The 19,926-nt window shown below is 61.9% G+C and carries 18 protein-coding genes and 1 pseudogene; 7 read left to right on the top strand and 12 right to left on the bottom strand.

The window, feature by feature from the left end; translation table 11 throughout:
• Positions 1-348, top strand: a pseudogene (locus F6S08_RS28115) (IS481 family transposase); the annotation flags it as partial.
• A gap of 74 nt (positions 349-422) precedes the next feature.
• Here the strand turns inward: F6S08_RS28115 and lnt are convergent.
• From lnt to miaB, 5 genes are all read right to left on the bottom strand, one after another.
• Positions 423-1,946, bottom strand: coding sequence for an apolipoprotein N-acyltransferase (lnt, locus tag F6S08_RS28110; RefSeq protein WP_065924976.1), 1,524 nt, complete (start codon positions 1,944-1,946; stop codon positions 423-425).
• 8 nt (positions 1,947-1,954) lie between these two features.
• A complete protein-coding gene (locus tag F6S08_RS28105; RefSeq protein WP_005791724.1) occupies positions 1,955-2,794 on the bottom strand; it encodes an HlyC/CorC family transporter in 840 nt (279 codons plus the stop codon).
• A gap of 42 nt (positions 2,795-2,836) precedes the next feature.
• Positions 2,837-3,295, bottom strand: coding sequence for an rRNA maturation RNase YbeY (ybeY, locus tag F6S08_RS28100; RefSeq protein WP_027605250.1), 459 nt, complete (start codon positions 3,293-3,295; stop codon positions 2,837-2,839).
• Positions 3,288-4,292, bottom strand: coding sequence for a PhoH family protein (locus tag F6S08_RS28095; RefSeq protein ID WP_065924977.1), 1,005 nt, complete (start codon positions 4,290-4,292; stop codon positions 3,288-3,290). Before F6S08_RS28095 ends, ybeY begins: the two co-directional genes overlap by 8 nt.
• A gap of 214 nt (positions 4,293-4,506) precedes the next feature.
• Positions 4,507-5,835, bottom strand: a complete 1,329-nt coding sequence (miaB, locus tag F6S08_RS28090) for a tRNA (N6-isopentenyl adenosine(37)-C2)-methylthiotransferase MiaB (RefSeq protein ID WP_065924978.1) — start codon at positions 5,833-5,835, stop codon at positions 4,507-4,509.
• Positions 5,836-5,966: 131 nt separating this feature from the next.
• Between miaB and F6S08_RS28085 the strand changes: the two genes are divergently transcribed.
• Positions 5,967-6,293 (top strand): DUF1820 family protein, encoded by a 327-nt coding sequence (locus F6S08_RS28085; protein WP_003215457.1) that lies wholly within the window; start codon positions 5,967-5,969, stop codon positions 6,291-6,293.
• Between the two features lie 8 nt (positions 6,294-6,301).
• On the opposite strand, the gene F6S08_RS28080 is transcribed toward F6S08_RS28085, so the two are convergent.
• The 4 genes from F6S08_RS28080 to F6S08_RS28065 all read right to left on the bottom strand — a co-directional run bounded on the left by F6S08_RS28080 (position 6,302) and on the right by F6S08_RS28065 (position 9,837).
• Entirely contained in the window at positions 6,302-6,856 is a 555-nt protein-coding gene (locus F6S08_RS28080) for a tetratricopeptide repeat protein (protein WP_065924979.1), read from the bottom strand.
• A gap of 226 nt (positions 6,857-7,082) precedes the next feature.
• Positions 7,083-8,366, bottom strand: a complete 1,284-nt coding sequence (gene hemL, locus F6S08_RS28075; RefSeq protein WP_315872648.1) for a glutamate-1-semialdehyde 2,1-aminomutase — start codon at positions 8,364-8,366, stop codon at positions 7,083-7,085.
• Between the two features lie 11 nt (positions 8,367-8,377).
• Positions 8,378-9,007: a thiamine phosphate synthase gene (gene thiE, locus F6S08_RS28070; RefSeq protein ID WP_065924981.1), complete on the bottom strand. Its 630-nt coding sequence runs from the start codon at positions 9,005-9,007 to the stop codon at positions 8,378-8,380.
• Positions 9,008-9,039: 32 nt separating this feature from the next.
• Positions 9,040-9,837: a hydroxymethylpyrimidine/phosphomethylpyrimidine kinase gene (locus F6S08_RS28065; RefSeq protein ID WP_065924982.1), complete on the bottom strand. Its 798-nt coding sequence runs from the start codon at positions 9,835-9,837 to the stop codon at positions 9,040-9,042.
• A 274-nt stretch (positions 9,838-10,111) separates the two neighbouring features.
• Here F6S08_RS28065 and F6S08_RS28060 point away from each other — a divergent pair, with 274 nt between their 5' ends.
• The 4 genes from F6S08_RS28060 (at position 10,112) to F6S08_RS28045 (ending at position 16,555) form a co-directional block, all read left to right on the top strand.
• Complete coding sequence (locus F6S08_RS28060; protein ID WP_065924983.1) at positions 10,112-12,502, top strand: hybrid sensor histidine kinase/response regulator; 2,391 nt, start codon at positions 10,112-10,114, stop codon at positions 12,500-12,502.
• A gap of 103 nt (positions 12,503-12,605) precedes the next feature.
• Complete coding sequence (locus F6S08_RS28055; protein WP_065946568.1) at positions 12,606-14,261, top strand: acyl-CoA dehydrogenase family protein; 1,656 nt, start codon at positions 12,606-12,608, stop codon at positions 14,259-14,261.
• Positions 14,262-14,375: 114 nt separating this feature from the next.
• On the top strand, positions 14,376-15,848 hold the full coding sequence (amn, locus tag F6S08_RS28050) for an AMP nucleosidase (RefSeq protein WP_024077553.1): 1,473 nt from the start codon (positions 14,376-14,378) through the stop codon (positions 15,846-15,848).
• 71 nt (positions 15,849-15,919) lie between these two features.
• Entirely contained in the window at positions 15,920-16,555 is a 636-nt protein-coding gene (locus tag F6S08_RS28045; RefSeq protein WP_027605265.1) for a pseudouridine synthase, read from the top strand.
• Here F6S08_RS28045 and F6S08_RS28040 read toward each other — a convergent pair.
• Together F6S08_RS28040 and F6S08_RS28035 are read right to left on the bottom strand one after the other, a co-directional pair.
• Positions 16,550-16,759 (bottom strand): DUF2788 domain-containing protein, encoded by a 210-nt coding sequence (locus F6S08_RS28040; protein WP_025999909.1) that lies wholly within the window; start codon positions 16,757-16,759, stop codon positions 16,550-16,552. The genes F6S08_RS28045 and F6S08_RS28040 overlap by 6 nt on opposite strands.
• A gap of 294 nt (positions 16,760-17,053) precedes the next feature.
• Positions 17,054-17,533 (bottom strand): Lrp/AsnC family transcriptional regulator, encoded by a 480-nt coding sequence (locus F6S08_RS28035; protein ID WP_003194418.1) that lies wholly within the window; start codon positions 17,531-17,533, stop codon positions 17,054-17,056.
• Between the two features lie 431 nt (positions 17,534-17,964).
• Here F6S08_RS28035 and F6S08_RS28030 point away from each other — a divergent pair, with 431 nt between their 5' ends.
• A complete protein-coding gene (locus F6S08_RS28030) occupies positions 17,965-18,996 on the top strand; it encodes a DUF6515 family protein (RefSeq protein WP_065924985.1) in 1,032 nt (343 codons plus the stop codon).
• A 15-nt stretch (positions 18,997-19,011) separates the two neighbouring features.
• Here the strand turns inward: F6S08_RS28030 and F6S08_RS28025 are convergent, their stop codons facing one another.
• Positions 19,012-19,917: a cation diffusion facilitator family transporter gene (locus F6S08_RS28025; protein WP_065924986.1), complete on the bottom strand. Its 906-nt coding sequence runs from the start codon at positions 19,915-19,917 to the stop codon at positions 19,012-19,014.
• Positions 19,918-19,926: the final 9 nt, after the last annotated feature.

The raw sequence follows: 19,926 nt of genomic DNA, 5'->3' as shown, positions 1-19,926 counted from the left end.
GTCGAGCAGCAGCTTTTGCTGGAGCATTTCAGGCATGAGTTTAATTACGTACGCCCTCACGAAGCGCTCGGCATGAAACGTCCGGGAGACTTGTATGTGCCGTCCACCCGAATTTATCCAGGATGCTTGCCCGATGTGGAATATCCGGCAGAAATGAAAGTTCGAAGCGTCAGGCAGGACGGATCGATCAAGTGGAACGGCAAGTTGGTATTTATCAGCGAGGCGCTGTCCGGGGAAAGGATAGGGCTCAAAGAAGCTGAAGATGAAGCTTGGGATTTGTACCTGTGTGATTATCCCTTGGGGAGGCTTGGACGAGGTATGACCCGCGTCCAGGCCTCAAATGTGTAAACGATGTCCCCGGTTTCAGATGTAAACGATGTCTACGGTTCTACACCCCTCCCACACTTTGTTCGCGTTGGCTCTTAAACGGTTTTGGCCATCCGGCCTGCCAGCAAGGCCCAACCAAACAGCACCAGGCACACGATGATCAGCGGCCACGAGCGCCATTGCAGGTACGGCGTCAGGTTGTGCATCGGCACCACTTCGCCGTAGAGGATACCGCGTTCGAACTGCGGGATCTGCACGGTGATCTGCCCAAATGGGTTGATCAACCCGGTCACGCCATTATTGGTGGCGCGGATCATCCAGCGGCCAGCCTCCAACGCACGCATCTGCGCCATTTGCAGGTGCTGCAACGGGCCGATGGAGCGGCCGAACCAGGTGTCATTGCTGATGGTCAGCAGCAGGTCGCTCTGGGCGGAAAGGCCGGCTGCGAACTCCGGGTACACCACTTCGTAGCAAATGAACGGCGCGATCTGATAGCCCTTGGCTTGCAGCATCGGCTGGTCGGCAGGGCCACGGGCGAAGTCCGACATGGGCAGGTCAAAGAAGGCAATCAGGCCGCGCAGCATATCCTGCAGCGGCACGTACTCGCCAAACGGCACCAGCTTCTGCTTGAGATAGGTACCGTCACCTTCACCCACCACCGTGATACCGTTGAAGTAGCGCTTCTGGTGATGCACTTCCTGGCGAATCGGCACGCCGGTGATCAGCGCGGTGTGCCGGTCAGCCGCAAACTTACCCATCATTCCCAGGTAGCCCTCGACGGACTCCTTGAGCACCGGCACGGCCGTTTCCGGCCACACCAGCAGGTCGACCGGCTTGGAGCTGAAGCTCATGTCGCGGTACAGCGCGAGCTGCGCATTCAACTGCTCGGGGTCCCACTTCATGCTTTGTTCGACGTTGCCCTGGATCGCGGCGACGGTCAGTGGCGCGCCCGAGGGCGTGGTCCAGGCATGATGCTTGAGTGCCAGGCCGATGGCCCAGGGCGCTACCAGTAACACCAGGCCAGCGCCGATAAACCCATTGCGTTTGCCGGCCAGCAGGCGTGGCAGGTTGCACAGCAGGGCCGCCGTCAGCGCCAGGGCAAAGGAAATCAGCCACATCCCGCCCACTGGCGCCAGGCCGGTGAGGGGGCCGTCGAGCTGGCTGTAACCGGAGTACAGCCACGGGAATCCGGTGAGGAACCAGCCGCGAAAGGCCTCCTGGCCGACCCATAACGCGGCAAACGTGAGCGCATCCGCCAACGGCGCTTCATTGCGACGCAGCCAGCGCGCCCATAACCACGCGGGCAGGGCGAAGAACCAGGCAATGGCGGCGGTAAACAACAGCATCAGAAACCCCGCCAGCAGCACCGAAGCGCCGCCGAAGTGGTGGATGCTGTAGTAGATCCAGCTGGTGCCGGCGCCAAACAGGCCGAACCCGAAGCACCAGCCACGGCCCAGGGCCTGGCGCGGCGTCAGCTCCCGCAGCCCGACATAGAACAATCCGACCGCAACCAATGCAAACGGCCACAGGTCGAATGGCGCCAGCGCCAGGGTGGTGATGGCGCCGGCCACCACGGCCAGCAGATTACCGGGCCAGCCGGGGCGGGTTAGGCGCTGCATATCAATCCTTAGCGGGCAATAGGTGTCAGGCGAATCAAGTGGATGCGGCGGCTGTCGGCATTCAGGATGCGGAAGCGATAGGCGCCGATCTCGGTGGTTTCGTTACGCTTGGGCAGGTGCCCGAACGCACTCATCACCAGGCCACCGACGGTGTCGAACTCGTCGTCGGAGAATTCGCTGTCGAAGAACTCGTTGAAGTTCTCGATCGGCGTCAGCGCCTTGACCAGGAAGTCACCGCTGGGCAGCGGCTTGATGTAGCTGTCTTCTTCGACGTCGTGCTCATCCTCGATGTCGCCGACGATCTGTTCCAGCACGTCTTCGATGGTCACCAGGCCCGCCACGCCGCCGTATTCGTCGATCACAATGGCCATGTGATTGTGGTTGGCGCGAAATTCGCGCAGCAGCACATTCAGGCGCTTGGATTCGGGCACGAAGGTGGCCGGGCGCAGCAGGTCCTTGATGTTGAAGCTGTCACCGTTCTCCTTGAGGATCAGCGGCAGCAGGTCCTTGGCCAGCAGGACACCCATGACGTCGTCATGGCTTTCGCCGATCACCGGGTAGCGCGAGTGCGCCGAGTCGATCACGGCCGGGAGGAATTCCCGTGGGGTCTGGGTCGCCTTGATGCTGATCATCTGCGAGCGCGGGACCATGATGTCCCGAACCTGCAGGTCAGCCACCTGGATGGCGCCTTCGACGATGGCCAGCGCTTCGCTGTCCAGCAACTTATTCTGGTGGGCCTCGCGCAGCAGCTCCAGCAGCTCCTGGCGGTTTTTCGGCTCGTGGGCAAAAGCCTGGGTCAGTTTACCCAGCCATGACTTTTGCCCGTTGCTCGATCGGTCTTCGCTCATAGCGATTACTCTAAATCCTTTGATGTGACAGTTGAGTGTTGATCAGTTTTCGTCGTCTGCATATGGATCAGGGTGACCCAATTCTGCAAGCAACGTTCGTTCCAGTGCTTCCATTTCCTCGGCTTCTTCATCGTCTATATGGTCGTAACCCAAGAGATGCAAGCAGCCGTGGATGACTAGATGGGCCCAGTGAGCCTCAAGTTCCTTGCCTTGTTCCTTCGCTTCACGCTCGACCACCTCGACGCAGATCACCAGGTCGCCCAGCAGGGGGATATCCAGCAACTCATCGGGTACATCGGCGGGAAACGACAGCACGTTGGTCGCGTAGTCCTTCTGGCGCCAGGTGTGGTTCAGCTCGCGGCCCTCGGGCTCGTCCACCAGGCGGATGGTCAGTTCCGAGTCGGCGCTGCGCTGGCGCAGGGCCAGGGCGCACCATTGACGGAACTGTTCTTCGCTGGGGGCGGGCGCTTCGGTGGCCAGCTGCAGGTCAAGCTCAAGCATCGCGGCGAACGTCCTTGGCCGGTGTGTCATCGCGGTGGTCGAAGCGCTCGTAGGCTTCGACAATGCGCTGCACCAGCGGGTGGCGGACCACGTCCTTGGGCATGAAGTGCGTGAAGCTGATACCCGGCACATCCTTGAGCACCTCGATCACCTGGGCCAGGCCGGACTTGGTGCCTTTGGGCAGGTCGACCTGGGTGACGTCACCGGTGATCACGGCGGTGGAGCCGAAACCGATACGGGTGAGGAACATCTTCATCTGCTCGACGGTGGTGTTCTGGCTTTCGTCGAGGATGATGAAGCTGTTGTTCAAGGTGCGGCCGCGCATGTAGGCCAGCGGGGCGATCTCGATCACCTGGCGCTCGATCAGCTTGGCCACGTATTCAAAGCCGAGCATCTCGTACAGTGCGTCGTAGAGCGGGCGCAGGTACGGGTCGATCTTCTGGGCCAGGTCGCCCGGCAGGAAGCCGAGTTTTTCACCGGCCTCGACCGCTGGGCGCACCAGCAGGATACGGCGTACTTGCTCACGCTCCAGGGCGTCGACCGCACAGGCCACGGCCAGGTAGGTCTTGCCGGTACCGGCCGGGCCGATGCCGAAGTTGATGTCGTTGCCGAGGATTTCCTTGACGTAGCGCTGCTGATTCAAGCCGCGGGGGCGAATCATGCCTTTTTTGGTGCGCAGGGCCACGCTGGCTTCGGCCACCGGGTTGTTGGCCAGGTCTTCGACGGCAGATTCCTGCAGGTACAGGTGCACCGTTTCCGGCGACAGCTCACTACCCTTGGTTTCACGGTAGAGGCGGCGCAGCAGGTTTTCTGCAGACGTGGTGTGTTGGGGTTCACCAATGAGCTCGAACTGATTGCCGCGATTGCGGATCTCGATGCTCAGGCGTTGTTCGATCAGGCGCAGGTGCTCGTCGAACTGTCCGCACAGGTTGGCGAAACGGCGAGCCTCAAAGGGCTCGAGGAGAAAACGATGGGGTTCTGCTATGGGTGCGTTCAAGGTTGCTTTTAGCCGCCCTTTGGCTGTTTAAGTGAAAGAGAGGATAACGCCAGCACGCCGGGTGCGAAAGCACTTAAACGGAGCATATTGGCTGACGGCGATTCTGTAGGAGCGAGCTTGCTCGCGAAAAACGTCAACGGTAACGCGTGCAGCCTGAATATACGCGGTGCCCTCAGGTTTTTCGCGAGCAAGCTCGCTCCTACAGAAACTTGGTTTATTGCACCAGCGACCCGCGCAGCGAGTGCGGTTGCGCCGCATCGATGTGCACGTCGGCAAACTGACCGATCAATGTCGGATTATCGCAACGGAAGTTGACGATCCGGTTGTTCTCGGTGCGGCCCTGCAATTCGCCAGGGTCTTTTTTCGAGTAGTCGGTGACCAGGATGCGCTGGATGGAGCCGACCATTTGTCGGCTGATCTCGAAACCCTGCTGGTTAAGGCGATGTTGCAGCGCGTTCAAGCGCTCTTTTTTCAGCGCTTCCGGCGTTTCATCCAACAGGTCCGCCGCCGGGGTGCCGGGGCGCTGGCTGTAGACGAACGAGTAGGAGAAGTCGAAACCGACGTCTTCGATCAGCTTCATGGTCTGCTGGAAGTCTTTCTCGGTTTCGCCGGGGAAGCCGACGATAAAGTCCGAGCTGATGCAGATGCCTGGCACCGCCGCGCGCAATTTACGCAGTTTGGATTTGTATTCCAGGGCGGTGTGGTTGCGTTTCATCGCCGAGAGGATGCGGTCCGAGCCCGATTGCACCGGCAAATGCAGGTGCTTGACCAGTTCCGGCACGTCGGCATGGGCCTGGATCAGGCTATCGGAGAACTCCAGCGGGTGCGAGGTGGTGTAGCGAATGCGTTCGATGCCATCCACCGCAGCGACCACGCGGATCAACTCCGCCAGGTCAGCCAGGCGCCCGTCGTGGGTCAGGCCGCGATAGCCGTTGACGTTTTGGCCCAGCAGGGTCACTTCGCGCACGCCGTTTTCGGCCAGATGGATGATTTCTGCGAGCACGTCGTCAAACGGCCGGCTGACCTCTTCACCACGGGTGTAGGGCACCACACAGAAGGTGCAGTACTTGCTGCAGCCTTCCATCACCGACACGTAGGCGCTCGGCCCGTCGATACGCGGCTCGGGCAAGTGGTCGAATTTTTCGATTTCCGGGAACGAGACGTCGACCTGGGGCAGCTTGGTGACGCGTGCGGCGTCGATCATTTCCGGCAGGCGGTGCAGGGTCTGTGGGCCGAAGACCACGTCGACATACGGCGCACGGTCGCGGATCGCGGCGCCTTCCTGGCTGGCCACGCAACCGCCGACGGCGATCACCATGTCCGGGTTGGCCAGTTTCAATTCGCGCCAGCGGCCCAGCTGCGAGTACACACGGTCCTGGGCCCGCTCGCGGATCGAGCAGGTATTGAGCAGGATCACGTCGGCATCTTCGGCGCGGGCGGTGACTTCCAGGGCCTGGTGTTCACCCAGCAGGTCGACCATGCGCGAGCTGTCGTACTCGTTCATCTGGCAACCGTGGGTTTCGATATAAAGCTTCTTGGCCATGGGAATCGTCAACTGGTGGTAAAGAACCGCGCATTATAGGGGTCATGCCCATCGGTTCCTAGCACTGTGCATCGGGTGCCATGCTATAGTTCGCGCCCTCTTTTATATCCCCCATGTGTTCCTCACCCACCATGACCAAACGTGAAGCTCCAATCTATAAGGTGATTTTCCTCAACCAGGGCCAGGTGTTCGAAATGTACGCCAAGCAGATCTATCAAAGTGATCTGTGGGGTTTCCTGGAAGTGGAAGAGTTCGTCTTTGGCGAGCGCACACAGCTGGTCGTCGACCCGGGCGAGGAAAAGCTCAAGGCCCAGTTCGAAGGCGTGGTGCGCAGTTTTGTGCCGATGCATTCGATCGTGCGCATCGACGAAGTCGAGCGCCTGGGCACGCCGAAGATCAGCGAAGCCCGGGGCATGAGCAATGTCATGCCGTTTCCGATGCCGATGCCTGAGAAATAGGCTGGGTGTCAGGGCAGGGGTGAGAAGGGCGAGCGCCCATCGGCACTCTGCAGTTCCAGCAGGTAGTTGCGGAAAATCTGCCCCAGTACTTGGGTGGCCACTTCCAATTCATCGCGTTGCATGTGCTCGGCGACTTCGTCGGCGGTGTCCAGCGCGTCTTCGGCGCCGTTGACCGCGGCCATTTTCAGCACGATATAGGCCTGGACGTTATTGGCCGGCACGCCTTCGCCTTTGAAGAACATGGTGCCGAGCTGGAACTGCGCCTGCGCGTGGCCCTGCAGCGAGGCTTTCTCGAAGTAGCTCAAGGCTTTGTTGAGGTCACGGGCGGGGTTTTTGCTGTCGTGGTAGTACTCGCCCAACTCGTATTGCGCCTGCGCATCCCCACCGTCGGCCTGTTTCTGACACGCGCTCAGGGCTTCGGCCTGGCTGTCTGGCTGGGTATTGAGGGTGCAACGACCCATCGCTGGGATTAACAACGAGTTGCCGCCTGCCTGGGCATGTGCCAGCAGCGGCTGAAGGAGCAACAGGCAGCCCAGTACCAGGGTGCGGCCGGTGCGTTTCATGGGAATCGACTTACCTCTGACGGGGCGCGCGGACCCTCTCGGGATCCAATAAGCGCGCATTATGAAATAAGCAGGCCTCTGCTTACAAAGTCTTTACTCGTTTTTCTGCTGCTTGGGCAAGTTATCTGCCGGATTGCAGGTAAATTCTCGGAAAAATAAGGAAATCCCTGTAGGCAAAGTAGCAAATCTGACGCCGCCCACAGCGACGTCAGGTTTTTGCTCCGGCTTATTTCAGTGCGGCGAAGGCGCGTTCGGCGGCATCCAGTGTCAGTTTCAGCTCGGCATCGCCATGGGCGATCGAGGTGAAGCCGGCTTCGAAGGCACTCGGTGCCAGGTACACGCCGCCCTCCAGCATCAGGTGGAAGAAGCGCTTGAACAGGTCGGCATCGCTGCCCATCACATCATCAAAGGTGACGATGTCATCGGCACCACTGAAGTACAGGCCAAACATGCCGCCCGCTTGCGTGGTCACGAACGGGATACCGGCGGCGTCGGCGCGCTGTTGCAGGCCGTCCAGCAGGCGGGTGGTGTAGTCGGTCAGCTCGGCGTGGAAGCCCGGGCGGCTGATCAGGCGCAGGGTGGTCAGGCCGGCCGCCATGGCCAGCGGGTTACCCGAGAGTGTGCCGGCCTGGTACACGGGGCCCAGCGGCGCGATGTGCTGCATGATCCCGCGCTTGCCGCCGAAGCAGCCCACGGGCATGCCGCCACCGATGATCTTGCCGAACGTGCTGAGGTCCGGCGTGACGCCGTAGTGCGCCTGGGCACCGCCGAGGGCAACGCGGAAGCCGGTCATCACTTCGTCGAAAATCAGCACCACGCCGTGCTTGTCGCACTGTTCGCGCAGGCCTTGCAGAAAGCCCGGGGCGGGCGGCACGCAGTTCATGTTGCCGGCCACTGGCTCGACGATGATGCACGCTACGTCCTGGCCGACTTCGCTGAGCATCTGCTCGACGGCGCCGATGTCGTTGAACGGCAGGGTCAGGGTGTGTTTGGCGAACGCTGCCGGTACGCCGGCCGAGCTGGGTACGCCTTGGGTCAGCGCGCCGGAACCGGCTTTGACCAGCAGGCTATCGGAATGGCCGTGGTAGCAGCCTTCGAACTTGATGATGCTGTCGCGGCCGGTGAAACCACGGGCCAGGCGAATCGCACTCATGGTGGCTTCGGTGCCGGAGCTGACCATGCGCACCATCTCCATCGACGGCACGATGCTGCAGACCAGATCGGCCATCTCGGTTTCCATGGCGGTCGGTGCGCCGTAGGACAGGCCGTGTTCCAGTTGCCTGCGCACTGCGTCCAGCACGTCGGGGTGGCTGTGGCCGAGGATCATCGGGCCCCAGGAGCCGACGTAATCCACGTAGCGCTTGTCATCTTCGTCGGTGACGTAGGCGCCTTCGGCATGCTTGAAGAACAACGGCGTGCCGCCCACGCTTTTGAACGCACGCACGGGGGAGTTCACACCGCCGGGGATGTGTTTCTGGGCATCGGCAAACAGGGTTTCGGAACGAGACATGATCGGGCTCTCTAAACTGAAATTTTAAGAAGGTCGTTGAAGGCGCGGGCGCGGCGCGTGACTTCCTGGGTACTGTCGGCACCGAACAGGCCGTGGACCACGGCCAGCAGGTCGGCACCATGGGCCACCAGCGGTCCGGCGTTTTCCAGGGTGATGCCGCCGATCACGCAGATCGGCACATGCAGGCGCTTGCGGGCCTCGGCGAGCATTTCAACGGTGGCGGCCGGAGCGCCCGGCTTGGTGTTGGAATTGAAGAAGCGGCCGAAGGCGACATAGCTGGCGCCTTCTTTTGCCGCCTGTTCGGCCAGTTCGATCTGGCCGTGGCAGGTGGCGCCGATGATCGCCTTGGAACCGAGCAACGCACGGGCCGGCGTCAGTGGGCCATCGGTCTGGCCCAGGTGCACGCCGACGCCCAGGCGCGCGGCCAGGTCGAAGTCATCATTGATAATAAGCTGGGTCTTGTAGCGCGAGCACAGCTCCCGCAGTTTTTCCGCTTCGCGCAGGCGCCGGGCTTCGTCGCTGCTTTTGTCGCGGTACTGCAGCAGGGTCACGCCACCGTCCAATGCCGCTTCGACATAGGCGAGGAACTTGCCGGCCAACAGTTGGCTGTCGGTAATGGCGTAAAGGCCACGTAGTTTCATCGGGCAGGCCTCTTGCTGTTAAGAGCAGATAGTTACGAGCAGAAATCCAGCGGCAGCCGGCGCGGTACGAACTGGCCCTGGCCGAGTTGTTCGGCGTCACGCAGGGTGCGCCAAGTGTAGTTAAGTGCCGACTGCACCGCACTCACCAGCCCTTCGCCTTGGGCGATCCGTCCGGCCAGGGCGCTGGCCAGGGTGCAGCCCGAACCGTGATAGCTGCCGGGCAGGCGCTGGCAGGTAAAGGTCTGGCGCGTGCCATCACGGCTGTAGAGGCGGTTGTGCACTTCGTGCTCATCGCCATGGCCGCCGGTGATCAACAGGTGCTTGATGAACGGCAACAGCTTCTCGGCGCATTCGTCGGCGGTGCCCTCGGGCAGTTCGGCGAGGATACGGGCTTCAGGCAGGTTCGGCGTGGCGATCAGCGACAGCGGCAGCAGCCGCTCGCGCATGGCATAGCCGACTTCGTCCTTGCCCAGGCTGCCGCCGCCGCCGGCGCGCAGCACCGGGTCGCACACGACCGGCAGGTGCGGGTGCGCCTGCAGCAGTTCGACCACGGTGTCGACCATTGCGGTGGAGCCGAGCATGCCCAGCTTGACCGCCGCCACGTCGGAGTCACCGAGTACGGCATTGGCCTGGGCCAGTACCCACTCACGGTCCAGTACGCGGAAATCGCTGACATTGACGGTGTTCTGCACGGTCAGGGCAGTGACGGCCGGGGCCGCATGGCAGCCTTGGGCGAGCAGGGCTTCGATATCTGCCTGCAAGCCGGCGCCACCACTGGGATCATGGCCGGAGAGACAGAGGACAACGGGGCGAGAGCTGTAGATATTCATGGTGCGCGAGCTTACCACCAAACGCTTTTGGCGGGGCCTTCGGGCGATGGTTGAATGTTGTCGCGAAAACGCCGCTTTTTTGGTGTTTTCTCGTCGATGAAACGCGCTGAAAGCCTTGTTCTAGAGCCGTTCAAAAAATCATTTCAATGGTGTCCAATGGCCTTTAGCGGCTATGCTAAAGTGGATTCAAACAACTTAACTGTACCGCCGGTGTACGTCTTCTCAAAAGGAATGGGGGCTTTTGACATAACCGGACAGGCCACGCTGGGGCTCTATGCGCTATTTGCTGATCTTATTGTTGTGCGGGCTGCCGATGCTCGCCAGCGCCATCGAGTTCAACCAGGACACCCGAAGCCTGCCGCTGGGCCGAGCCATGCAAGTGCTCGAAGACCCGACCGATGCCCTCACCATCGCCGAAGTAAGCTCCCCCGCCTACGCTGCTCAATTCAAGCACCATGACAACGCCACCCTCAACGCCGGCTATTCGCGCTCAGTGTTCTGGCTCAAGGTCGACCTGCATTACGTGGCCAAGGACCCCCGTGCCCCCCGTACCTGGTTCCTGGAGTTGGCTTACCCGCCGCTGAATCATCTGGACCTGTACCAGAACGATGGCACCGGTAACTATCGGCTGGCCAGCCGCACCGGCAGTGCGCTGCCTTTTTCCAGTCGTGAAGTCAGCCAGAGCAACTACCTGTTCAAGCTCAATTTCGTGCCCGACCAGCAGCAAACGCTCTACCTGCGCCTGCAAAGCGAGGGCTCGATCCAGGCGCCGTTGACGCTCTGGGCCGGCACCGCTTACCTGGAGCAACAACCGCTGCGCCTGTCTGTGCTGGGGGTGATCTATGGCGTCCTGCTGGGGATGCTGGTCTACAACCTGTTCATCTACCTGAGCGTGCGCGACACCAGCTACCTGTATTACATCCTCTATATCGCCTCGTTTGGCCTGTACCAACTGTCGGTCAATGGCGTGGCCGTGCAGTACTTCTGGCCGAACAACCCGTGGTGGGCGAATGCGGCGGTGCCGTTGCTGATCGGTTCGGCGGCGCTGTTCGGCAGCCTGTTCGCCCGCAGCTTCCTGCATACCGCGCAGCACAGCCGCTGGCTCAACCGGCTCTTGCTGGCACTGGCGGTATGCGGCGGCGTAGTGATGGCGCTGGCGCTGCTGACCAGCTACGCCCTGGCCTTGCGCCTGGCGACCGGCCTGGCGCTGGTATTCACCGTGACCATCTTCGTCGCCGCCATCAAGGCCTGGTACTGCGGCCAGCGGGTGGCGCGGTATTTCATTATCGCGTGGTCGGCGTTCCTGCTGGGCGGGGTGGTGAACACGCTGATGGTACTGGGCTACCTGCCCAATGTGTTCCTCACCATGTACGCCAGCCAGATCGGCTCGGCGATTGAAGTGGCGCTGCTATCCCTGGCCCTCGCCGACCGTATCAATGCCATGCGTGAGCAGCAGGCGCAGATCCTGTTCGATGCCAGCCAGAAGCTCGAAGTGCTCAACCAGCAACTGGCCCGCAGCAACCGTCTCAAGGATGAATTCCTCGCGACGCTGACCCACGAACTGCGCACGCCCATGAACGGTGTGATCGGCTCCCTTGAGCTGATGCAAACGGTGTCGCTGGACGACGACCTGGCGCAGTACCAGCAAACGGCCGCCGGTTCGGCACGGGACATGATGCGCATGGTCAACGGCATCCTCACCCTCACCGAGTTGCAGGCCGGGCGCCTGAGTGCCCAGCCTCGGGTGTTCAGCCTGCGCGGCGTGCTCGACACCTTGCGCCAGCAATTTACCACCAGTGCCCAAGGCAAAGGCCTGGCATTTTCCATCGATGTGGCCGATGAGCTGCCGGACCGTGTGGTGGGTGACGCCGACAAACTGCTCCAGTGCCTGGATTGCTTGCTGGACAACGCTTTCAAGTTCACCCGCGAAGGCTCCGTGCGCCTGCGGGTGGTGGGTGTACCTCACAGTGATGGCGGCGTGCGCCTGAGCTTCATTGTGACCGACACCGGTATCGGCTTCGCCTTCCTTGACGAGGCGACCTTGTACCAGCGCTTTTTCCAACTCGATGGCTCCATGACCCGCGAATATGGCGGCCTGGGCATCGGCCTGGCCATCTGCCGGCAATTGATCGAGCTGTTGGGCGGGCGCCTTACCCATCATTCCGAGCCGCACAAGGGCAGCCGCTTCCAGCTGGACGTGAACGTCAGCCCGGTGCCGCCGGAAGCAAAACCGGCGCCCGGCCGGCAACGCGCGCCCCAGGATTGCGCGGTATTGCTGGTGGATGACAACAGCGTCGGCCAGTTGGTGGTGCGCGGCATGTTGCTCAAGCTGGGTTACCGGGTGAAAACCGTGGACAGCGGCCCGGCGGCGTTGGCGGCCTTGCAGGGGCAAAGCTTCGACGCGGTCTTGCTGGATGTGCCCGAAGGCGGCTTCTCGTTGTGTTGTCAGATCCGTGCACTGCCGGGCTGCGGTGAATTGCCGGTGATCGCCTTGAGTACGTCGCTGAATACGTCCGAGCGAGAGCGCGGTCATGGCATCGGCATCACCGACCGCCTGGCCAAGCCGGTGCGCTTCGAGGCGCTGCAGGCGGTACTGGAGCGCCACTTGTTGAGCGCGCTCGAGGGCGAAAGCGCCGGGCATTCGGCGGGTATGCCACTTTTTTAACCCGGATGACGGTGCTTAACTGAAAAAACCGGCCTCAATCGATCTGCGCCTTTCTTTCTGGGTAGGTGTGCATTCGACAGGGCCTTTTTCCAGGAGGCCCGTCATGAACCTGCATCAGTTCGCCGAAACCCACGACGTCACCAACCAGCCGCCCTCCCTGGACGGCACCAACCTGTACCGCATCGACGTGCCCCTGCAAGACTGGTCGCGGCGCTTTGGCGCCGGCTGGGCGCAGGCGCGCATCGATGCCTACGGGGCGTTGGCCGGCGGGCCGCTGATGGCGGCCGGGTTCCTGGCCAACCAGAACAAACCGGTGTTCAGCAGCCATGACCGGTATGGGCATCGCATCGACCTGGTGGAGTTTCACCCGGCCTACCACGAGCTGATGCGCTCCGCGGTCGAGCATGGCCTGCCGTCGTTGCCGTGGGCCCATCCACAGTCCGGTGCCCATGTGGCGCGTGCGGCCATGACCTACCTGCACAGCCAGGCTGAGGCCGGCACCGGCTGCCCGCTGACCATGACCTTCGCTTGCGTCCCGGCCCTGCGCTTGCAACCGGACCTGGCGCAGACCTGGCTGCCGAAAATCCTCAGCACCCACTATGACCCGCGCAATGTCGGCATTGCCCACAAGGCCGGTGCAACCATCGGCATGGCGATGACCGAGAAGCAGGGCGGCACCGACGTGCGCGCCAACACCACCCGCGCCTATCCGGTGGGCGCCGGCGGGCCCGGGCAAGCCTATGAACTGGTCGGTCACAAGTGGTTCTGCTCCGCGCCGATGTGCGATGCCTTCCTGACCCTGGCCCAGACCGACAAAGGCCTGACCTGTTTCCTGCTGCCCCGGCACCGCCCGGATGACACCCGCAACGAGTTCTATATCCAGCGCCTGAAAAACAAATTGGGCAACTGCTCCAATGCGTCCAGTGAAGTGGAGTTTCGTGGGGCCCTGGCCTGGATGATCGGTGAAGAGGGGCGTGGCGTGCCGACCATCATCGAGATGGTCGCCATGACCCGCTTCGATTGCATGGTCGGTTCCAGTGCCTTGATGCGCCAGGCGCTGACGCAGGCCAGCCATCACTGTGCTCATCGCCGGGTCGGTGGCCGTGTGCTCAGCGAGCAACCGCTGATGCAAAACGTGCTGGCCGACCTCGCTCTGGAAAGCGAAGCCTCGCTCGCCTTGAGCATGCGCATGGGCTGCGCCCTGGACAATCTGGGCGATGAGCGGGAAGCCAAGTTCGCTCGGCTGGTGACGGCGGTGGGCAAGTATTGGATCTGCAAGCGCGCCCCGGCAATGATCAACGAAGCCGCCGAATGCATGGGCGGCGCGGGCTACGTGGAGGACAGCATCCTGCCGCGCTTGTACCGTGAGGCACCGGTGAATTCGACATGGGAAGGTTCCGGCAATGTGCAATGCCTGGACGTGCTGCGCGCACTCTCCAAGGAGCCCGGTGTGCTGGAAGCGCTGTTTGTCGAACTCGGTGACGGGCATGGAGATAAGCAGCTGGCACGGCATATCGAACACCTGAAGTCGGCGTTCATGGACACCCAGGACATCCAGTATCGCGCGCGGCAGTTGACCGAGGATATTGCCGTGGCGCTACAGGCCAAGTTGCTGCTGGAGGCCGGTCATGCGGCGGTCAGCGATGGTTTTATCGCCAGCCGTTTGGGCCAGTCGTCTGGCCGCGTCTACGGCACCTTGCCGCGTGGCGTCGATGTCGGGGCCATCGTCGCGCGCTCAAGCCCCAATGTATCTGAATAAACACGGTCCAAATGTGGGAGGGGGCTTGCAGCCATCTTGAGAGGACACTCCAATTCAAGGTTTGCGTCTGACAGGGATACAGGCAAGATAAAGGCCTGCAAGTCAGAACACAGGATGCTTACCGTGACCGAAGCTTTTGTTGTCGTTCAAACCGCCGAAGAGGCCGTGGATCGGCTGGCGGCCCTGCATGAGCGGGCTACCGGCGCGCTCAATCAAGCCCTCAAGCAATACCTCAAGGACCGCGTCGAACCCGACGCCGAACAACGCGCGCTGTTTCGCTATCCGGAACTGCGCCTGACTTACCACTGCCACGGCGAAGTCCCACAGACTACCCGGGCGTATGCCAAGGTCCAGTTACCTGGGACCTACAGCGTAACCGTCACGCATCCGGCGGCGTTCCGTAAGTATTTGCTGGAACAACTGGTGCCGCTGATGCACGACTTCACCGTGACGGTGGAAGTGGGCGTCAGCCAGCAAAACATTCCATACCCTTACGTAGTGGAGCAGGGCGACGAACTGGCCGGCTCCGGTGTGACCGCCGCGACCTTGGCGCGCGTGTTCCCCAGCACCGACCTGTCGGCCGCCACTGACGGCATCGCCGATGGCCTGTATGACTGGGAAAACACCGACCCGCTGCCCCTGGCGCTGTTCGATGCGGCGCGCGTGGACTTTTCCCTGCGTCGGCTGGTGCATTACACCGGCAGCGACTGGCGCCATGTGCAGCCGTGGATCCTGCTGACCAACTACCACCGCTATGTCGACCAGTTCATCCTGCATGGCCTGGAACAATTGCGCAGCGACCCGCGTTTTATCCGCATGGTGCTGCCGGGCAACGTCATCATCGACAAGAGCATGGACCACGGCGAAGCCTCGGCGATTGCCGCCGGCGTAGTGTGGCACCGCTACCAGATGCCGGCCTATCACCTGCAGGCCAGCGATGGCCACGGCGTGACCCTGGTGAACATCGGTGTCGGCCCGTCCAACGCCAAGAACATCACCGACCACCTGGCGGTGCTGCGTCCGCATTGCTGGCTGATGATTGGCCACTGTGGCGGCCTGCGCCAATCCCAGACCATCGGCGACTACGTACTGGCCCACGCTTATATGCGCCGCGATGGGATTCTCGACCGGGTGGTACCGCCGAACATCCCGATCCCGGCCCTGGCCGAAGTGCAGATGGCCTTGCAGCAGGCGGCGGCGAATGTCACCGGAGAGAAAGGCGAAGAGCTGAAAAAACGCCTGCGTACCGGCACCGTGCTGACCTACGACGACCGCAACTGGGAACTGCGCTGGGCCCAGGAACGGCCGTTGATCAACCTGTCCCGCGCCGTGGCGGTGGACATGGAAAGCGGCACCATCGCTGCCCAGGGCTACCGCTTGCGCGTACCGTACGGCACGTTGTTGTGTGTGTCGGACAAGCCGCTGCACAGCGAGATCAAGCTGCCGGGTTCGGCCAACGCGTTCTACGAACGTGCGGTCAGCCAGCACTTGAAGATCGGCATCGAGGCGGTGGACCTGTTGCGTACCGAACTCAACTCGCTGCACTCGCGCAAACTGCGCAGCTTCGACGAGCCGCCGTTCCGCTAAGCGGTTGGGATGGTCATTTAGCGGTCAGGCCACTAGCATTGTCGGTCCTGACCGTTAGATGTTCCTTTGCCATGTCCCGTCCCACCCGTCCCGATTCGCGCCGCCCTGGCGTGAAACCTCCGTATTCTGCCGCGCGCCGTGTTGCCAAGGCGCCACCGGCCGAGCCGAAGTTGGTGCTGTTCAATAAACCCTTCGATGTGCTGACCCAGTTCAGCGACGAAGGCGGGCGCGCGACGCTCAAGGACTTTATCGACATCCCCGGCATCTACCCGGCAGGCCGCCTGGACCGTGACAGCGAAGGTCTGTTGTTGCTGACCAACGACGGCCAGTTGCAGGCGCGTATTGCCGACCCCAAGCACAAGCTGGCGAAAACCTACTGGGTGCAGGTGGAAGGCGAACCCACCGAAGCATTGCTGCAACGCCTGCGCGACGGGGTGGAACTCAACGACGGCAAAACCTTGCCCGCCGAGGCCCGGCGTCTGGATGAACCGGCGTTATGGCCGCGCAACCCGCCGGTGCGCTTTCGCAAAAACCTACCGACGTACTGGCTTGAGCTGGTGATTCGAGAGGGGCGTAATCGCCAGGTTCGGCGCATGACCGCCGCCGTGGGCCTGCCGACCTTGCGCCTGGTGCGGGTGCGTATTGGCGATTGGACAATCGACGGCCTGGACCAAGGCCAATGGAAGGAAGTACCTGCGCGTTTATAAAGCGCCAGACTCGATGAGGCCGATCACCACGCTCTTGATGATGAACGCGGCCACGCCCAGGCCCAATACGAAAAACAGGATGAACGAACCAAAGCGCCCGGCCTTGGATTTCTTCGCCAGGTCCCAGACGATAAAGCCCATGAAAATGATCAGGATAGTGACCAGGCCGGTCATCATCCATTCTTCGAACAGGGCGGGGTCGATGTTGTTCATGGGCTCTTCCAACGGGGCAGGCGGCAAGTATACGGCAGCGTCACAGGCGCAACATTGACCTGGATCGAAGTGTGCTCCAAATGGGGCTTGCCCTAATGCCAGTCATTTAAGGCTTTTTGTAGGAGCGAGCTTGCTCGCGAAAAACTCACAGGCGCCGCTTTCATTCAGGAAGCACGCGTTATCGTTGACGCTTTTCGCGAGCAAGCTCGCTCCTACAGGAGGCGATGTACGCTTAACTGACTGGCATTAGGGCAAGCCCCCTCCCACAGTTAACCTTTACCGATCTTAAGTACGCAGGTGGGTCAGCGGCAGCTCGGTGCTGTTGAGCACCTGGTTCAGCACAAAGCTCGAGCGCACGCTGGTCACGCCTTCGATCCGAGTGAGGTGGCCCAGCAGCAGTTTCTGATAGTGGTCCATGTCCGGCACCACCACTTTCAACTGATAGTCAGCATCCATCCCCGTCACCAAACTGCATTCCAGCACCTGGGGCAGGGTGCGGATGGCTGCTTCGAAGTTCTCGAAACGCTCGGGGGTGTGGCGGTCCATGCCGATCAGCACATAGGCCGTGAGGCTCAGGCCGAGCATCTTGCGGTCGAGCAGGGCGACCTGGCGCGCGATGTAGCCGTCGTCCTCCAACTGCTTGACCCGGCGTGAGCAGGGCGAAGGCGACAGGCCGATACGCTCGGCCAACTCCTGGTTGGAGATCCTCGCGTCGCGCTGCAATTCCGCCAAAATACTCAGGTCGTATCGGTCAAGCTTGCTCATCGGGTTGGCCTTTGTCGTAACTATTGCGGTGAATTATCCATGAAGGGTTAAAAATTGCGCAAGCACTGTTTATTGACGCAATCTTCGCAATCATCTGTCCGGCGCTGGCCTGTATCTTTATCAACAGAATCACCGCCTGGACAACAGTCCACAGCAGCTCGCTCAATCAGGCGTGCTGCGGCCGCCACCCCAGCAGGGTCGAGCCGGCCTCCAGGCTGCACACTGTCCACAAGACGGCGTGAGGTGAGCCAACGTCAAAAGCGTTGAGCATGGACGAAGTTCTCAAGGGGTGGCCGACGGGTCACCCCTTTTCTTTTGCCTTAAGAAAATTGTTCTTGTGACTGATAACCTGTCTCAGAACCGGGTGAGGCTTTTCCAGTCTTATCTATGAGGCCGGACCTTCCAGGCCCTTATCCGCAGTGAGGAATAGCATGAAGCGCATCTGGCGTATGGCAGGTGTAGGTTTGCTGATAGTCACCGTCGGCACGCAAGTGATGGCCGACGAGCCGCGCCCTGAGGGGGGCGGCCAGCATGAAAGAGGGCCGGAGGGTAACGAACAGCCGCGCCCGCAGAATAACCAGCCGCGTCCACAGAACAATCAACCCCGGCCGGAAAACAATCAGCCCCGTCCACAGAACCCGCATTTTGATCGTGCCGAGCAACCGCCCCACGGCGGGCAGTGGCAAGGTCGCCCGCCAGGTGCCGAACAGCCTCGGCCAGCCCCGCAGCCTGCGAATAACCTGCCGATCCAGAGTCGCCCCGATACCGTGCGCCAGACCCAGGAGCCGCGTCAGGGTTACTACCGTGACATTCCTCGACGCAACGACGACAACCGCAATTGGGAGGCCGGCGGCCCAGGTTCGCGGCCGGGCTACAACGGGCATCCCAACGATAACCGCTGGCCAGGTCGCCCCGATGGCCATGGCAACGGCTGGGGCCCTGGCCCGCAATATCGTCCCGGTTATACCGTCGACCGCTTCCCCGACCGCAATTACCGCGTGCCGTACCGTGGCCAGGATTACTTCTTCTCCGGCGGCTACTGGTACCGCCCCCAAGGCCCGCGCTATGTGGTCGTGGCGCCGCCGTATGGCATCCGCGTGCATTACTTGCCCGACTACGCGCGTGAAGTGTGGGTGGGTGGTTCGCTGCTATTCCTGGCCGCCGGCGCCTACTACGCCTACGAACAAAGCACCCAGCAATACGTAGTGGTACAACCGCCGACGCAAGTGCTGGCACCGCAGCCAGCACCCCAAGGCAATGGTTATGATGTGGTGGCCTATCCCGCCAACGGGCAGTCACCGGCGCAAGTGCAGCAGGACGGCTACGACTGTTATCGCTGGGCAGTGCAACAAAGCGGCTTCGACCCGCAGGCCGTCACTTACGCGCCTGACCCGGCGGTGGTGCAAACCTACCGCCAGGCCCAGGGCAACTGCCTGAGCAGTCGCGGGTATCAGGTGCAATAGCGGCAGCTGCAAGCTTCAAGCTTGCGGCTTATAGCTTGCAGCTTGTACCTGATCCGCAGGATCCGCATGCACCAGCACTTCGGCGCGCGGGTAGGCTGCGTGAATGGCATCGGCGGCCTGGTCGCTGATGCCGTGGGCCACTGACAGCGTCAGCTCCCCCGGTAGTTCCAGGTGCAACTGCACGAACCAGTGGTTGCCGGAGATGCGCGTGCGCAGGTCATGGGCACCCAACACCCCCGGTACGCTTCGCGCCAGTTCCAGCATGTGCTGGCTGACGTCCGGCGGCAGTTCCTCGTCCATCAACACCGCAAAGCTTTCCCTGGCGATCTGGATTGCGCTCCACAAAATGTAGGCGGCGATGCCCAGGCCGAACCAGGCGTCGACTTGATGAAAGCCTATGCCCGCCAGCACCAGCGCCACCAGGATGCTGCCGTTGAGCAGCAGGTCCGAGCGGTAGTGCAACGAGTCCGCTCGCACGGCATTGGAGCCGGTTTCGCGCACAACCCGGTGTTGCAGCATCAGCAGCGCCACGGTCAGTACCAGGGAAAACACGATCACCCCAATGCTCAGCCACGGCGCGCCAACCGGTTCCGGATGCTGCAGGCGCTCGTAGGCCTGCAAGGCGATCAACACCGCACTGCCACCAATGAACAACGCCTGGGCCATGCCCGCCAGCGACTCCGCCTTGCCATGACCGTAACGGTGATCGTCATCGGCCGGGCGCAGGGCGTAATGCACGGCCAGCAGGTTCAGCAGCGAGGTCACGCCATCGAGCAGTGAGTCGGTCAACCCGGCGAGCATGCTCACCGAGCCGCTGAGCCACCAGGCAATCGCCTTGGTGACGATCAACGCACAGGCCACGCCCACCGAGGCGCGGGTGGCCAGGCGTAATAGCCGGGCGTGTTCGGGACTGCTGGTCATAAACGATCC

Origin of the sequence: Pseudomonas sp. JV449 (assembly GCF_032424295.1) — a bacterium.
GTDB lineage: Bacteria > Pseudomonadota > Gammaproteobacteria > Pseudomonadales > Pseudomonadaceae > Aquipseudomonas > Aquipseudomonas marginalis.
Note: the sequence above shows the minus strand (reverse complement) of the source record. Positions and strands in the feature narration are given on the sequence as shown.

Coding starts and splice junctions, on each gene's coding strand:
- lnt (WP_065924976.1), bottom strand. CDS start 1,946: ATGCAGCGCCTAACCCGCCCCGGCTGGCCCGGTAATCTGCTGGCCGTG.
- F6S08_RS28105 (WP_005791724.1), bottom strand. CDS start 2,794: ATGAGCGAAGACCGATCGAGCAACGGGCAAAAGTCATGGCTGGGTAAA.
- ybeY (WP_027605250.1), bottom strand. CDS start 3,295: ATGCTTGAGCTTGACCTGCAGCTGGCCACCGAAGCGCCCGCCCCCAGC.
- miaB (WP_065924978.1), bottom strand. CDS start 5,835: ATGGCCAAGAAGCTTTATATCGAAACCCACGGTTGCCAGATGAACGAG.
- F6S08_RS28085 (WP_003215457.1), top strand. CDS start 5,967: ATGACCAAACGTGAAGCTCCAATCTATAAGGTGATTTTCCTCAACCAG.
- F6S08_RS28080 (WP_065924979.1), bottom strand. CDS start 6,856: ATGAAACGCACCGGCCGCACCCTGGTACTGGGCTGCCTGTTGCTCCTT.
- hemL (WP_315872648.1), bottom strand. CDS start 8,366: ATGTCTCGTTCCGAAACCCTGTTTGCCGATGCCCAGAAACACATCCCC.
- thiE (WP_065924981.1), bottom strand. CDS start 9,007: ATGAAACTACGTGGCCTTTACGCCATTACCGACAGCCAACTGTTGGCC.
- F6S08_RS28065 (WP_065924982.1), bottom strand. CDS start 9,837: ATGAATATCTACAGCTCTCGCCCCGTTGTCCTCTGTCTCTCCGGCCAT.
- F6S08_RS28060 (WP_065924983.1), top strand. CDS start 10,112: ATGCGCTATTTGCTGATCTTATTGTTGTGCGGGCTGCCGATGCTCGCC.
- F6S08_RS28055 (WP_065946568.1), top strand. CDS start 12,606: ATGAACCTGCATCAGTTCGCCGAAACCCACGACGTCACCAACCAGCCG.
- amn (WP_024077553.1), top strand. CDS start 14,376: ATGCTTACCGTGACCGAAGCTTTTGTTGTCGTTCAAACCGCCGAAGAG.
- F6S08_RS28045 (WP_027605265.1), top strand. CDS start 15,920: ATGTCCCGTCCCACCCGTCCCGATTCGCGCCGCCCTGGCGTGAAACCT.
- F6S08_RS28035 (WP_003194418.1), bottom strand. CDS start 17,533: ATGAGCAAGCTTGACCGATACGACCTGAGTATTTTGGCGGAATTGCAG.
- F6S08_RS28030 (WP_065924985.1), top strand. CDS start 17,965: ATGAAGCGCATCTGGCGTATGGCAGGTGTAGGTTTGCTGATAGTCACC.
- F6S08_RS28025 (WP_065924986.1), bottom strand. CDS start 19,917: ATGACCAGCAGTCCCGAACACGCCCGGCTATTACGCCTGGCCACCCGC.